General features: G+C 69.4%; 10 protein-coding genes. 4 read left to right on the top strand and 6 right to left on the bottom strand.

Going from position 1 to position 14313, the window contains the following annotated elements; genetic code table 11:
- Window positions 1-11: 11 nt before the first annotated feature.
- A complete protein-coding gene (locus ACW7G5_RS05715; protein WP_457002564.1) occupies window positions 12-1262 on the top strand; it encodes a TraB/GumN family protein in 1251 nt (416 codons plus the stop codon).
- 84 nt (window positions 1263-1346) lie between these two features.
- On the opposite strand, the gene ACW7G5_RS05710 is transcribed toward ACW7G5_RS05715, so the two are convergent.
- The 3 genes from ACW7G5_RS05710 to ACW7G5_RS05700 are packed head-to-tail and all read right to left on the bottom strand — an operon-like array spanning window position 1347 to window position 9045.
- Window positions 1347-4430 carry an efflux RND transporter permease subunit gene (locus tag ACW7G5_RS05710; protein WP_457002562.1) on the bottom strand — a complete coding sequence of 1028 codons (3084 nt, stop codon included), beginning with the start codon at window positions 4428-4430 and terminating at the stop codon, window positions 1347-1349.
- Entirely contained in the window at window positions 4427-7909 is a 3483-nt protein-coding gene (locus tag ACW7G5_RS05705; protein ID WP_457002560.1) for an efflux RND transporter permease subunit, read from the bottom strand. The genes ACW7G5_RS05710 and ACW7G5_RS05705 overlap by 4 nt, the downstream gene beginning before the upstream one ends.
- Window positions 7909-9045 carry an efflux RND transporter periplasmic adaptor subunit gene (locus ACW7G5_RS05700; protein ID WP_457002558.1) on the bottom strand — a complete coding sequence of 379 codons (1137 nt, stop codon included), beginning with the start codon at window positions 9043-9045 and terminating at the stop codon, window positions 7909-7911. Before ACW7G5_RS05700 ends, ACW7G5_RS05705 begins: the two co-directional genes overlap by 1 nt.
- Window positions 9046-9383: 338 nt before the next feature.
- On the opposite strand from ACW7G5_RS05700, the gene ACW7G5_RS05695 reads away from it, so the two are divergent.
- Window positions 9384-9614 (top strand): c-type cytochrome, encoded by a 231-nt coding sequence (locus ACW7G5_RS05695; RefSeq protein ID WP_457002893.1) that lies wholly within the window; start codon window positions 9384-9386, stop codon window positions 9612-9614.
- Between the two features lie 8 nt (window positions 9615-9622).
- Window positions 9623-10051: a c-type cytochrome gene (locus tag ACW7G5_RS05690; RefSeq protein WP_457002556.1), complete on the top strand. Its 429-nt coding sequence runs from the start codon at window positions 9623-9625 to the stop codon at window positions 10049-10051.
- 94 nt (window positions 10052-10145) lie between these two features.
- Here ACW7G5_RS05690 and ACW7G5_RS05685 read toward each other — a convergent pair whose 3' ends face one another.
- On the bottom strand, window positions 10146-11891 hold the full coding sequence (locus tag ACW7G5_RS05685) for a hypothetical protein (protein ID WP_457002554.1): 1746 nt from the start codon (window positions 11889-11891) through the stop codon (window positions 10146-10148).
- A gap of 27 nt (window positions 11892-11918) precedes the next feature.
- Entirely contained in the window at window positions 11919-12512 is a 594-nt protein-coding gene (locus ACW7G5_RS05680; RefSeq protein ID WP_457002552.1) for an NfuA family Fe-S biogenesis protein, read from the bottom strand.
- A 107-nt stretch (window positions 12513-12619) separates the two neighbouring features.
- Between ACW7G5_RS05680 and ACW7G5_RS05675 the strand changes: the two genes are divergently transcribed.
- Window positions 12620-12961 (top strand): 4a-hydroxytetrahydrobiopterin dehydratase, encoded by a 342-nt coding sequence (locus tag ACW7G5_RS05675; RefSeq protein WP_457002550.1) that lies wholly within the window; start codon window positions 12620-12622, stop codon window positions 12959-12961.
- A gap of 21 nt (window positions 12962-12982) precedes the next feature.
- Here the strand turns inward: ACW7G5_RS05675 and ACW7G5_RS05670 are convergent, their stop codons facing one another.
- A complete protein-coding gene (locus ACW7G5_RS05670) occupies window positions 12983-13948 on the bottom strand; it encodes an RluA family pseudouridine synthase (RefSeq protein WP_457002548.1) in 966 nt (321 codons plus the stop codon).
- Between the last annotated feature and the right edge of the window lie 365 nt (window positions 13949-14313).

Raw genomic sequence — 14313 nt, 5'->3', positions numbered from 1 at the left:
CCCGGACTCCCATGACTGAAACCACCACCCCGGCCGCCGACGGGATCGAAGCCGTCGAGGCGGCTGCCGCCGGCTTCGACCTTGCAAGCCAGCCGCATGCCATCGTCGAGCGCGACGGCGTGCGCTACACCCTGCTCGGCACCGCGCACGTCTCGCGCGCCAGCGTCGACGCCGTGCGCGCGGCGATCGCCAGCGGCGACTACGACGCCATCGCCGTCGAGCTCGACGCGCAGCGCCTGAAGGCCATGACCGATCCCGCGACGCTCGGCAGCCTGGACCTGGTGAAGGTGCTGCGCGAGGGCAAGACCCCGCTGTTTGCCGCCAACCTCGCGCTGGCCGCCTACCAGCGCCGCCTGGCCGAGCAGATGGGCGTGGAGCCCGGCGCCGAGCTCAAGGCCGCGGCCGCCGACGCCACTGCGCGCGGCCTGCCGCTGCAGCTCATCGACCGCGATGTCGGCCTGACCTTCAAGCGCGCGATGCAGAGCCTGGGCTGGTGGGGGCGCGCCAAGGTCAGCGCCAGCCTGCTGATGGGGCTGCTGTCGAGCGATGAAGTGGGTGAAGAGGAGATCGAACGGCTGAAGCAGGGCGACGTGCTCGAATCCAGCTTCACCGAGTTCGCCGGCCAGACACCGGAGCTCTACGAGGCGATCATCGCCGAGCGCGACCGCTACATGGCCGCGAACCTGCGCGACGCGCCGGCGGATGCACGCAATGTGCTGGCGGTGGTCGGCGCGGGCCACCTCAAGGGCCTGGCCGCCCACCTGCGCGAAGACACCGCGCCACCGGCCGAGATCCGCGCGACGCTGGAGCAGGTGAAGCCGAAGTCCCGCATCCCGTGGATGGAGCTGATCATCGGCACGGTCGTGATCGGCGGCTTCGCCTGGGGCTTCTGGCGCGGCGGCTTCGACGTCGGCACCGACCTGGTGCTGCAGTGGGTGCTGGTCACCGGCGGCCTGGGCGCGCTCGGCTGCGCCATCGCCGGTGGCCATCCACTGAGCATCCTGTCGGCATTCATCGCCTCGCCGCTGACGCCGCTGCATCCTGCGCTGGCATCGGGCACCGTCAGCGCGGTGGTCGAGGCCGCACTGCGCAAGCCGACCTACGACGATTTCATGGCCCTGCGCGAGGACGTCAACACCGCGCGCGGCTGGTGGCGCAACCGCGTGGCGCGGGTGCTGCTCAACTTCTTCCTCACAAGCCTGGGCACCGCCATCGGCGTCTGGACCGGCGGGCTGCGCATCCTCGGCAAGCTGCTCGGCTGAGCCGACAGTCCGTCGCGCACCGATTCGAGGCTATAGCCGCTCCTACAGTCGAAGGAAGCCGTTCCCGCAGGGCGGGGGCGGCGGTCAGGTCGCCGTGACCACCGCATCCCCGCGCTTTCGCCGTGCCCGCCGCAGCAATCTTGATGTCCCTCCGGCCAGGTCATCCAGGATCGCGTAGATCGTCGGCAGGAACAGCAGGCTGACCACCGTCGAGAACGCCAGCCCACCGGCCACCGCGCGCGCCATCGGCGAGTACGCCAGGCCGCCCAGGACCACCGTCTCGCTGAGCGAGATCGGCACCATCGCAAGGATCGCCGTGCCCATGGTCATCAGGATCGGGCGCAGGCGTTCGCGGCTGCCTTCGACCAGCGCATCGGTGCGTGACAGTCCGCGTCGACGCAGGTTGTTGATGTGCTCGACCATCACGATGCCGTTGTTCACCACCACGCCCATCAGCACCAGGATGCCGATGAAGGCCATGATCGTGAACGAGGTGCCGGTGAGCCAGAACAGCCAGAACACGCCCAGGATCGAGAACAGCACGCAGCTCATGATCGCCGACGGGAACAGCAGCGACTCGAAGACCGCCGCCATCACCACGTAGATCATCACCAGCGCCAGCACGAAGTTGAACAGCATCTGGTTCATCGCCTGCTGGCCTTCCTCGAAGCCGCTGCCGGAGAACGTGTGGCCGTAGCCGGCCGGCAGCGACACCGAGTCCAGCACCTCTTCCATGGCCTTGCGCGCGGCTTCCATGGTCGTCTCGCCCTCCAGGTTGGCCTGGACGCCAAGCGCGGTCTGGCGGTCGTGGCGCGAGATCTGCGATGCGGACGCGGAGACTTCCATGTTCACCATGGCCGACAGCGGCACCTGGCGTCCGTCGGGCGCGCGCACCATGAAGGACGCGACGTTGGCGGGACCGTACTCCTCGGCGCCGCTGAAGCGGACCCAGACCGGGACTTCGCTCTCGCCACGGCGGTACTCGCGCAACTGGGTGCCGCGCAGCGCCATCGACACGAAGGACGAAACCTGTTCGGCGCTGAAGCCGAAGGCGGCCGCACGCTCGCGATCGACGCGGATGGCCAGTTCGTCGATGCGGTTCCCGTCGTCCATGCGCACGTCGCGCAGCTCGGGGCGCGCTTCCAGCATCGGCACCACATCCCCGGCGATTTCGCGCAACACCGCCGCACTGTCGCCGACCAGCTGCACGCTGACATTCTGGCCGAGGCCGCCTCCGCCGCCGCCCTGCCCGCCGGGGCCGGACACGCCAATCTCGGCGCGTGCCGACTTCGGAAGCGCCTTGCTGATCGCCTCCGAGAGCGGCTTGACGTCGGCGATGCCTTCTTCGAAGGTGATCATCGTCCCCGCGTCGTTGCCTTCGCTGAAGTACGAGTAGAGCTGCGTGATGCGGAATTCCTTCCTGTTCTCATCCAGGAACGCTTCCACGCGCCGCACTTCGTCGGACATCTGCGGCAGCGTGTAGCTGCCATTCCATTTGTAATACAGCTGGATTTCGCCCTGTTCGCCGCCGCCGAACATGTCGAAGGTGGTGCGCGTCATCGGCACCATGCTCACCGCCACCACCAGCAGGATCCCGAACACACTCCAGCCGCGGCGCGCCAGGCTCCAGCGCAGCAGGCGCGCATAGCGATCCTGCATCCGCCGGATCATGCCGCCCTTTTCCACCAGTGCCGGCGGCGTGCGCATGCGCGCCGACAGCATCGGGATCAGGCTCACCGCCACCAGCCACGAGGCCAGCAGCGAGACCGAGATCGTGATCGCGATCTGGGCCATGAAGATGCTGATGTCGTTGACCTCGCCCAGCAGGTTGGGCAGGAACACGATGCAGTGGCACAGCGTGCCCGCCGACAGCGCGATCGCGACGTGCTTCGTGCCCGCGAGCGAGGCCCGGACCGGATTGCCCGGGTCGCGTTCACGCTCCTGGTAGATGCTCTCGACCACCACCACGGCGTTGTCCACCAGCATGCCGACCGCCAGCAACAGGCCCATCAGGCTCAGCACGTTCAGCGTCACGCCGAAGAAGTGCATGAAGCCGAGCGTCATGATGAAACAGATCGGGATCGCCAACGTCACCATCAACGTCGAGGGCCAGTGGCGCAGGAAGAAGAACAGCACCACGATCGACAGCAGCAGGCCGATCGCGCCGGCCTCGGCCAGCTCGACCAGCGAGCTGGTCACCTCGTCGCCCATGTCGTGCATGACCTTGAAGTCGATCCCCTCCAGCCCCGGCTCACTTGCTGCGGCGCGCATCTCGGCCAGCACCGTGCGCGAGACTTCCACCAGGTTCGCGTCGCGCTCCTTGAAGACCTCCAGGCCCACCGCATTGCGCCCGTCCAGGCGACGCGCGTAGTCCATGCGCTCGGGCTTGAGGTGCACCTCGGCGATGTCTCCCAGGCGCAGGCCACTGGGGTCGATGACGAGCTCGCGCAGCTGCTCGAGGGTAGTGATCTCACCCTGTGGCTGCACGCGCAGGCGCATGCCACCGTCCTCGATCGTCCCCGCCGACACCGAGAAGTTCACCGTGCGCAGGCGCTGGGCCAGGGTGTTCAAGGCCACGCCGTGGGCATTCAGCCGGTCGGGATCGATCGCGATCTCGACCTCACTCGCGGGCGCGCCGTTGATCTCCACGCGGGCGACGCCCGGGATCCGCTCCAGCCTGCGCTTGAGCAGGCGCTCGAGCATGTCGTAGGAGGAAGACAGGTCGACGTCGCCCGCCAGGCGCACCCGCAGGATCGCCTGGTCGCCGCTTGACCACTTGAAGACGAAGTAACGGCGGAAATCGTCGGGCAACTCGTCGCGGACCGCATCCAGACGCTCGCGCGCCTCGGAGGCCGTGATCGCGATGTCGCGCTCCCAGTCGCGGAACTGGAGGAACACCGAGGCGCCGTTGGCGCTGGCGCTGCCGCGCATGCTCTTGATGCCGGTCATCGTGGCCAGCGCCTCCTCGGCCGGGCGCAGCAGGTTGCGCTCCACTTCCTCGGGGCTCGAGCCCTCGTAGGGCAGCTGCACGAACAGGAGCGGCGCCGACACGTCGGGCAGCGCCTCCAATGGCAGGCGGAAGCCGGCGATCAGACCCACCACCACCAGGGAAATGAACAGCATCACCGTGGTGACCGGCCGCCGCAGGCTGAATTCGGCGACGCTCATGCCGGCAGGCCCTTGCCCTCACCGCGATCGTCATCACCCGCGGCGATGCGCACCCGGCGCCCGCGTTCGAGGTAGTAGTCATCGCCGCGGCGGTCGAGCAGGTCGTACACGACCGGGATCACCAGCAGGGTGAGCAGGGTCGATACCAGCAGCCCGCCGATCACCGTGACCGCCATCGGCGAACGCACTTCCGCACCCTCGCCGAAGGCCAGCGCCAGCGGCATGAAGCCGAACAGCGTGGACAGCGTGGTCATCACGATCGGCCGCAGGCGCGAGCGCGCGCCCTCGACCAGCGCGTCGCGCTTGGCCACGCCGGCCTCGCGCAGCTGGTTGACCTTGTCGATCAGGATGATCGCGTTCTTGACCACCAGCCCCACCATCAGGATCAGGCCGATGAACACCACCACCGAGATCGTGTTGCCGGTCAAGAGCAGCGCCAGGATCGCGCCCACCATCGCCAGCGGGATGGTGAACAGGATCACGAAGGGATGCAGCAGCGATTCGAACTGCGAGGCCATTACCAGGTAGACCATGAAGATCGCCAGGCCGAAGGCGAACAGCAGCGAAGACAGCGACTCCGCCAACTCCTCGCCCTGGCCACCGATGTGCATGCCGATGCCGGCGCCCAGCGGGTTGGCGGCCACCAACGCACGCACTTCCTCGACCGCGGCACCCAGGTCGATGTCGCGCAGGTTGGCCGACACCACCGCCACGCGGCCCAGGTCGGCGCGATGGATCTCGCTTGGACCGGTGGTCGCCACCACGTCCGCGACCGCGGACAGGCGCACCGGTCGCGTCGAACCCGGATTCACGATCAGGTCGCGGATCGCACGCACCGAATCGCGTTCCGACTCGCGGGCGCGCACCAGCACGTCGATCTTGCGGTCGCGGAAGTCGTAGCGCGTGGCCACTTCGCCGCGCACCGAGTTGACCACCGCATCGGCCACTTCGCGCGTGGTCAGGCCCATCGCTCCGGCACGCTCCTGGTCGAAGACGATGCGGATCTCGGGTGCACCCTGCTCCACCGTGGATTTCACGTCGGCGTAGTGCGGACTGCCGCGCAGCAGCGCGGCCAGGCGAGTGCCGGCCGCTGCGAGCGCATCGAGATCATGGCCCTGCAGCTCGATTTCCAGGGGACTGGAGAAGCTGAAGAGCGCCGGACGGCTGAAGTCGACCTGCACGCCAGGCTCGCCCTGCATCGTTGCGCGAAGTCCGTCGGTCAGCCGCGCTTCGACTTCGGCACTGCCGCCACCCTCCATCACGATCGACAGGCGGCCGATGTTCTCGCCACTGTCGGTGGGATTGGCATCCAGGCGGGTGCCGGTGCCGCTGACGCCGAACAGCACCGAGGTGCCTTCGTCGTCCGCATGCGCCTGCTGCACGCGGCGCATCAGCGCGTCGGTCTCGCGCAGCGGCGTGCCAGGCGGCAGCCGCATGGTCATCTCGAAGCGGTCCTGCGCGAGCTGCGGGATCAGGTCGGTGCCCAGCGTCGGCACGATCGCCATGCTCGCCACGAATGCCACCCCGGCGACGCCCAAAACCAGGCCCGGTCGCGCCAGCGCCCCGGGCAGCAGGCGTATATAGCCGCGCTCGGCACGGTCATAGGGCGCCATGGCCAGGCGGCTTGCCGCGCCCATGGGACGTCCAACGACCGCCGAAAGCAGGCGCCCCGCGCGGATCGCCACCCACGCGACGGCGAAGACCACGGCACGGAAGACCTTGCCCGTCCAGCGCGCGATGAACGCGAACGGCCTCTGCCAAGGCGAGGTCGGGCGCCATTCGGGATGCGGCGTCTCCTCGGCAAAGGCCATCGGCGCCTCCGACTTCAGCGCGCTCAGCATCGGGATCAGGGTCATCGCCACCACCAGCGAGATGCCCACGGCCAGCGCGATGGTCATCGCCTGGTCGCGGAACAGCTGGCCGGCGATGCCTTCCACGAACACCAGCGGCAGGAACACCGCGATGATCGTCAGCGTGGACGCCACCACCGCCATGCTCACTTCACGGGTGCCCGCGATTGCCGCGTCGAGGATGCCCAGCCCGCGCTCGCGCGCCTTGGCGATGCTCTCCAGCACCACGATCGAATCGTCCACCACCAGGCCCGTGGCCAGCGCCAGGCCGCCCAGCGACATGACGTTGAGGCTGAGCCCCATCTGGTCCATGAAGAAGAAGGTGGTGATGATCGAGACCGGCAACGAGATGCCGATCACGAAGGTGCTCCAGCCGTTGCGCAGGAACAGGAAGATGATCAGGATCGCGAGCGTGCCGCCGAGGATGGCGTCGTGGCGCACGCCCGAGATCGCCGCGCGGATGAAGCGCGCCTGGTCGTCGACCACGTCAAGGCGCACGTTCTCCGGCAGGTCCTTCCGGATGGCCTGCAAGCGCGCCTCGACCGCCGCGGCGGTGGCGACGGTGTTGGCGTCGCCCTCCTTGTAGATCGCAAGTTCAACCGCCTCGCGGCCGTCGAGGCGGATGATCGCCTCACGTTCCTTGTAGCCCTGGCGGACCTCGGCGATGTCGCCCAGGCGCACGGCGCGGCCATCGGCCACGGCGCGGTTGGACGCAGCCGCAGCGCTTTGCGCGGACATCGCCGCGGCCAGCACCGAAGCATCGCCGGACGCCGCCGCGATCCGTGCGACCTCGTCGGCGCCGCCGCCGCCGGCCCCGGCCGACTGCGTGGCCACCAGCATCCCGCGGATCTCATCGACGCTCGCGAACTGGTTGACCGTGCGCACCAGGTAGCGCTGCGTGCCCTGTTCCAGGCGCCCGCCCGACAGGTTGATGTTCTCTTCGCGCAGGCGCTGCACCACCGCGTCGACCGACAGGCCGATGCGCGCCAGCGCCTGCAGGTCGAGCTCGACCTGGATCTCGTCCTCAAGGCCGCCGCCAACCTTGACCGCGGCCACGCCCGGGACCGGTTCGACCTTCTTCTTCAGATCGTCGTCGGCGTAGCGGCGCAGCAGGGTGAGCTGGCGGATGGCATCGCCCTCACCGTCGTCGGCGCTGAGCGCCAGGCGCAGGATCGGCTCGGTGGATGGATTGAAGCGCAGCAGCAGCGGCGGCTCGACTTCCAGCGGCAGCGCAAGGGTGTCGAGCTTGTCGCGCACCTCCAGGCTGGCCTGGTCCATGTCCGTGCCCCAGGCGAACTCCAGCACCACGTCGCTCTGGCCCGTACGCGAAACCGAGCGCAGCTTGCGCACGCCCTTGACCACGCCCAGCGCCTCTTCGACCGGCTCGCTGACCAGGGTCTCGATTTCCTGCGGCGCGGCGCCGGTGTATTCGGTCCGCACGGTCAGCGTCGGATAGCTGATGTCCGGCAGCAGGTTGACCTTGAGGTTGCCCAGCGCGATCAGGCCGAACAGCAGCAGGCTGACCGTCACCATCGCCACCGTCACCCGGCGGCGCACCGAGAAGCCGACCAGGCCGTCGGCGCGCAGCGTGCCGTCCACGCCGTCGTGTCCCGTCCCCTGGGCGCTCATTACTGCGTCCCGTCGGTCGCGTCGTCGCCGGCTTCGGCATCGGCCTCGGCCACTTCGACCGGCGCATCGCCGATCACCTGCACCGCGCTGCCGTCGCGCAGCGCGATCTTGCCCGCGGTGACGACGCGATCGCCTTCCACCAGTCCGTCGCGGACCTCGATGTAGTCGCCGTCGACATAGCCGGTGATGATCGCGGTGCGCACCGCCTTGCCATCGCGGACGACGAACACCGCCGGTTCGCCATCGTCCTCCAGCAGCGCGCCGCGCGGTATCGCCAGCGCCGCGGCGCGGTTGTCGTAGTCGATGCCGATGCGCGCGAACATGCCCGGTTGCAGTGCGCCATCGTGCGGATCGAAGGCGCAGACCACGCGAAAGGTGCCGCTACCGGCATCCACCACCGGCGCGATGCGGTCGACCACACCGACGAATTGGCGGCCCGACAAGGCGTCGACCTGCATGCGTACCGGCAGGCCCTCGCGCAACGTCGTCAGGTCGCGCTCGGGCACGTTGAGCGTGGCCTCCAACCGCGAGTTGTCGACGATGCGGATGATCGGCGTGTTGATCTGCACGAAGTTGCCGGGCTTGATCGAGCGCGATGCGACCACGCCGGAGATCGGCGCGGTGACATTCGTGTACGACAGCTCCAGCTGCGCCAGGCGCCAGGTGGCACGCGCGTTCTCGAGGTCGTAGCGCAGCTGGTCATGATCGCCCACGCTGACCATCTGCTGCTTCACCAGCTCGCTGGCACGGCGGAAATTGGCCTCGAGCTTCTTCACCTGGGCATCGACCTGGGCCAGGTTGAGCCGCGCGCGGTCGGCATCGATGCGCACGAGCACCTGGCCCGCGCGCACCGCGTCGCCTTCTTCCACCAGCACCTCGAGCGCGACGCCGGAGGTCTTGGCGACCACCTGCGCCTCGGCGCGCGCCTCGAGCGATGCGCTGCCGCTGTAGCTCGCGGCCATCGCGCGCGGTGCGGCCGCCGCCGCTTCCACGGTGACCGGCGGCGGGCCATCGCCCTCCTTCGCCGCCTCGTTCTCCGCACGGCTCCCACAGCCGGCGAGAAGGAGCGTTGCGGCCAGCAGGGCGACGGCGGTGCCGGCGAAGGAACGTCGGACAGGAGGGCGGATTGCGGACATGGGGAGACAGGCCAGAATGGTGTGGTAGGAATGTACATCACTGGGACAGGCGGCTGAATCCGCCGAAGGTCATGCATGCCAATGGCATGTGACGGGGCCGACGTGGCCCCTGCGGAACGGACGGCTTTAACAGCGCTCCGCTCCGTCGCTATACTGCGGCGATGGTCGACGACGGGGAATTGTCGCCGGCCCCCATCCTTCAACTTTTACAGGACGCGGAACACGACATGATGCGACCGTTGCCGATCGCCGCCTGCCTTGCCCTTGCCTTCGCCGTACACGCACCCGCCGCGCTCGCGCAGCAGGTCGTCGCGGAGGGCACGCCCGACGCAGGCCGCATGCTCACCTATACCTGCGTGGGCTGCCACGGCATCGAAGGCTACAAGAATGCCTATCCGCACTACCACGTGCCCAAGATTGGCGGCCAGTCCAGCGAATACCTGGTCAACGCGCTCACCGAGTACCGCAACGGCACGCGCAAGCATCCGACCATGGAGGTCCAGGCGCAGAGTTTCTCCGACCAGGACATCGCCGACATCGCCGCTTTCCTTTCGGGCCTGACGCAGTGAGCCGCGCCATGAAGACTTCCGCACTCGGCCTTGCCGTCGCACTTGGCACCAGCCTGCTCCTCGTCGCCTGCGGTGGTGCGCCGGCGGAACCGGGCCTGGTGCAGGCCACCTCGGTCAACTCCCTGCCCGTGGGCCGCATCGCCGAAGGCGAGGCGCGCGCCAACGTCAAGGGCGAGGCCACGGGCCAGACCTGCATCGACTGCCACGGTGCCGATGGCAACGCGCCACTGGACGCGACCTATCCCAAGATCGGCGGCCAGTACCAGGACTACCTGGCGCATGCGCTGCAGGCCTACCGCAGCGGCCAGCGCGACCATCCGCTGATGTCCAACCAGGCGCGCGACCTCGACGACCAGCAGATCGCCGACCTCGCTGCCTGGTTCGCATCGCGTCCGGCGCAGGTCCGCGACCTCCACGGCGTCCACAGCATCAACTGAGGTCCACGCCCGGCAAGCTGTCCACGAAGCCCGCCATGCGCGGGCTTCGTGCCGTCCGGGCATCGGGGACCGCCGCTCCTGGCAGGGTCTTCGCTCAGGGCTGCGGCGGCGGGCCGAGGCTGTCCTGGTCTTCCTGCAGCTCCCGCTTGAACGGGACGTCCGGCGGCGGGCGTGCCGCTGCCGGCTGCTCCTGCAGGTTGGGATCGACGATGCCGCAGCCGCCGCCGAGGGCCAGCATGACGGTGACGCAGCGAATCGTCTTGGTGGTCCCGGGGATCGGTATCAGCACTTCGGTGACGCTGCGCCGCACCCATTCCTCGAGCAGGCTCTCGCTGGGCATCCAGAAGCGGTCGAACGACGTCGGCTCGTAGTCGTAAGGCGGGCGCTTCAGCCAGGTGCCGTGGCGGTCGATGTTTTCGAAGTCCTCGGTGATCGTGCCCGGCGGCAGGCCGCCGCCAACGCGGCCATCGCCGGGCAGGCGCGGGCTGCCGTCGGCGTTGAACAGGCCCGGGGCGCCCGGCGTGCCGGCCTGCCGGCCCGGCACATCGCGCACGGAGTCGCCCCAGTTGTCGCTGGCGCCAGCGGATGGAAGCGCACCTGGCGGCTGTCCAGGCCGCTGTCCGGCGCCTGACGCCGGGCTCCCGGTACTGCGCGCGCCAGGGCCGGCCTCCGGACGGCCGCCGGCAGCGGCGCTTTGCCGATCCGCCGCCCCTTCGCCCACGGCCCGTTCCGACAGCGTCGACGCAGGCCCGCGTTCCGCGGTGCCCGCAGTCGCGCCAGCAGCGGCGGAAGCCGGTCGCGCCGCGGGCATCGGCACCGCACGCTCGCGGGCCGACGGCGCAGCGGTCGTTGCGTCGCGGGTGCGGATCGGTGCGATTTCGATCGACGGACGGACTGCGACATCGCGCGCCTCGGCGAGTTCGATCTCGCGTTCGACCACCGCCACGCCGCGCGGCGAGGGCCGCGGCACGGCCACGTCCACCACGCGGGTCGCGGGCGCCAGCGGCACCTGCACCTCGGCGGGCGCCTGCACCTCGATCTCGCGGTTGCGCACGGCGACCTCGGCCACCGGGGTGGAGGGTGCCTGCAGCGCGATCTCGCGCGCGGGCGGCACGACGAAGTCGCTGTCCGGGATGTCGACCTCGGTGACCTGGAGCACGTCGGGCGCCTCGACCTGCGGCGGTGCAAGCTCGGGCACGTCGAGGACCATCTCGCGCTCGGGGAGCAGCGGCGGCGCGGCCGGTGCATGCTCCAGCTGCACGTCCGTAGGCGTTTCCACGGCTGGCGCGACTTCCCGCGGCAAGGCGCTCGCCGCTGCCGGCGCTGCCGAGGCAGGGTCCGCGGGCGATTCGACCGGCGCCTCAACCGCTCCGCCACCGGTGTCGTCCGGAGTGCCCTCGCCGATGTACTCCACCTGCAGCACGTGCTCCTCGCCGTCGCGTGCATCCTCCAGGGGCGCGGCGAAATGGAAGCGGGCGAGCATCAGCCACACCAGCGCCACCGCGAACAGCAGGTGCAGCAGCAGGCTTCCCGACGTCGCGGCGATGCGCGTCCAGCGCTCGTCGCGACTGGCTGGCTGCCATTCCTGGCGCCACAGCGTAGTGAAGGCCCGCCAGCGCCCGGGGGGCTCGCTGCCGGCGGCCGGCAGCGCTGGCTCACGCGCGGCAAGGATCGCAAGCAGTTCGTCCGCCGTGGCTCCGCTGATGTGCCCGGGACGCGCCGCCATGGCCGTGAACCAGTCGCGCCAGCCTGGCGGAAACTCGCCGGGTGGCGGCTGTGGCCGCAATGAACGCCGCATGCGTCGGCGCAGGGCTTCGATCAGTTCGGCGGAAGTGAACATCCGTCGGCGTCGAAGCGTGTCGGGCGATCAGGCCGAAGCGCGCGGGATGTACGGCGCCGCACCCGTGTCATGGTCGGTGGCGTCGCGCACCGCGGTCACCCCGGGCACCTGTTCGAGCAGGGTCTTTTCGATCCCCTGCTTGAGGGTGACGTCGGCCATGCCGCAGCCGTGGCAGCCACCGCCGAAGCTGAGGATCACAACGCCCTCCGCACTGACCTCCTGCACGCTGACATGGCCACCGTGCGACGCCAGCTGGGGATTGACCACGTGTTCGATCGTCCAGCGCACGCGCTCGACCAGCGAGGCTTCGTCCTCCGGCTTCACGCCCTTGATGCGCGGCGCGCGGATCTGCAGCTGGCCGCCGGTGGCAAGGGTGGTGTAGTCGATTTCGGCGCCTTCCAGGAAAGGCACGCTCTCGGCGTCGAGCCAGAGGGTGAAGCCGGTGCAGTCCACCGCCCATTCGTCACCGCGCAGCTCATCGGGCGCGGCGAACTCCAGGCGCACGTCGGCCTGCGGCGTACCCGGGCGCATCGCGCCCAGGCGCACGCCCATGCCGGGCACGGCCTCGCGTTCGATGAGCTTGCGGAAATGGGTCTGCGCGGAGTCTGAGATCTGGATCATGCGGGTATTCTAGCCGCCCTGCCCGGGTTTGCCGGCGATGCCGGCTGGCGACGTGCCGATCGACATCGGTCGTTCAGCAGCCCGGGCCGCCTGTCCAGGAGCCGACCATGTCCGACCACACCTCTCTTGCCCGCGCCCACTGCACTCCACGCCGTGGCCCGGATCACCGCCTGGCCGAGGCCCGAATCCGCGAATTCATGTCCGAAGTGCCCGAATGGACCCTGGCCGAGGAAGGCAAGGCACTGGTGCGGACCTTCCGCTTCCCCGACTACCGGCACACCATGTCCTTCGTGAATGCGCTGGCACACATGGCCAACCGCGAAGACCACCACCCCGACCTCGGCGTGCACTACGACCGCTGCGAGGTGCGCTGGTCGACCCATGACGTCGACGGCCTGAGCGAGAACGACTTCATCTGCGCCGCGCGCACCGACGAACTCGCCGCCTGAACCACGACCGGGGCCACGGGTTCAGCCCAGGCGATCCAGCGCCTCGACCAGGTCGGGCGCCAGCGGCGCGCTGAGCACATAGGGCGCCTGCCCTGCGTCGAGCGAAAACTCCAGGGATGCGGCGTGCAGGAACAGCCGGCGCAGGCCGACCTTGTCGCGCAGGCGGCGGTTGGCCTCGGCGTCGCCGTACTTGTCGTCGCCGGCCACCGCATGGCCGATGTGGCGGGCGTGGGCGCGGATCTGGTGGGTGCGGCCGGTTTCGATGCGCACCTCGCAGTACGACTGTCCGCCGCGGCGCTCGAGCACGCGGAAGTGGCTGAGCGACGGCTTGCCGGCGGGATCGACCTGGACATGGCGCTCGCCGCCCTGGCGCAGGCCGACGTGCAGCGGCGCATCGACGCTCATCACGCCATCCGGCATCCGCCCCAGCAGCAGGGCCAGGTAGCGCTTGCGCAGCCCGGTGCCGGTGCCCTCGCGCATCAGCGCCTGCAGCTCCGACATCGCCGAGCGCTTCTTGGCCACCACCATCAGCCCCGACGTGTCGCGATCCAGCCTGTGGACCAGCTCAAGCTCCTGGTTGGGACGCAGGGCGCGCAGGGTCTCGATGACGCCGAAGCTGATCCCGCTACCGCCATGGCTGGCGATGCCGGAGGGCTTGTTGATCGCCAGCAGGCGCGCGTCCTCGAACACGACGCTGCCGGCCACGGCCTCGAGCAGACCGGGCGACGGGCTGCCCTTGTCCGCCGGATCCTCGATCCGGACCGGCGGGATGCGGACCTCGTCCCCACCCTCCAGGCGCCGGTCGGCGCGCACGCGCCCCCCGTTCACCCGCACCTGGCCGCTGCGCACGATCTTGTAGACCAGTGAGCGCGGCGCACCCTTGAGGTAGGCGAGGAGGAAATTGTCGAGGCGCTGGCCGTCGCGATCCTCGGAAATGCGGACCTGGCGTACGCCGCCGGTTGCTGGGGTCTTGCCTGGATCGGACATGCGTGGATTCCCTGCGGGCTGCTGGAAGCCGCCCTTCGCGGGGCGTCTTGCCTGAATTCTTTTCTGCTACACTCGCCGGGCGAGATAAGGTCCTGATTTCGCTGGAAGTTCCCCGGTCAAAAGCCGGCCTTCCGCGAGTCCCTCCAGAGCGCGACCACTGCCCCCGGGGCAGCCATGTTAGCGGCTGGACGGCAGCTCCTGTGATCGCCCGGTGCACGCACCGGCGCTGAACATGTCCCGCGCGGCGCGCAGACCTGCCCCCAAGGGGGGGCTCCTGCGCAGCCGCCGGCCCAAAAAAAGCATTATGGAACAAGCGCTCCCGCGGCCCGCCGTGGTGTGCAGCGCTGGAAGCAACCAGAGTCGCC

The sequence above is a fragment of the Luteimonas sp. A501 genome (assembly GCF_054052085.1).
The sequence above is the reverse complement of the archived record's forward strand: the minus strand, read 5'-3'. Positions and strand labels throughout refer to the sequence as shown.

What these genes read in the sequence shown, in the direction of transcription:
- ACW7G5_RS05695 (WP_457002893.1), top strand. Translation starts at nt 9,384, where the DNA reads ATGCTCACCTATACCTGCGTGGGCTGCCACGGCATCGAAGGCTACAAG.
- ACW7G5_RS05705 (WP_457002560.1), bottom strand. Translation starts at nt 7,909, where the DNA reads ATGAGCGCCCAGGGGACGGGACACGACGGCGTGGACGGCACGCTGCGC.
- ACW7G5_RS05675 (WP_457002550.1), top strand. Translation starts at nt 12,620, where the DNA reads ATGTCCGACCACACCTCTCTTGCCCGCGCCCACTGCACTCCACGCCGT.
- ACW7G5_RS05680 (WP_457002552.1), bottom strand. Translation starts at nt 12,512, where the DNA reads ATGATCCAGATCTCAGACTCCGCGCAGACCCATTTCCGCAAGCTCATC.
- ACW7G5_RS05710 (WP_457002562.1), bottom strand. Translation starts at nt 4,430, where the DNA reads ATGAGCGTCGCCGAATTCAGCCTGCGGCGGCCGGTCACCACGGTGATG.
- ACW7G5_RS05670 (WP_457002548.1), bottom strand. Translation starts at nt 13,948, where the DNA reads ATGTCCGATCCAGGCAAGACCCCAGCAACCGGCGGCGTACGCCAGGTC.
- ACW7G5_RS05690 (WP_457002556.1), top strand. Translation starts at nt 9,623, where the DNA reads ATGAAGACTTCCGCACTCGGCCTTGCCGTCGCACTTGGCACCAGCCTG.
- ACW7G5_RS05715 (WP_457002564.1), top strand. Translation starts at nt 12, where the DNA reads ATGACTGAAACCACCACCCCGGCCGCCGACGGGATCGAAGCCGTCGAG.
- ACW7G5_RS05685 (WP_457002554.1), bottom strand. Translation starts at nt 11,891, where the DNA reads ATGTTCACTTCCGCCGAACTGATCGAAGCCCTGCGCCGACGCATGCGG.
- ACW7G5_RS05700 (WP_457002558.1), bottom strand. Translation starts at nt 9,045, where the DNA reads ATGTCCGCAATCCGCCCTCCTGTCCGACGTTCCTTCGCCGGCACCGCC.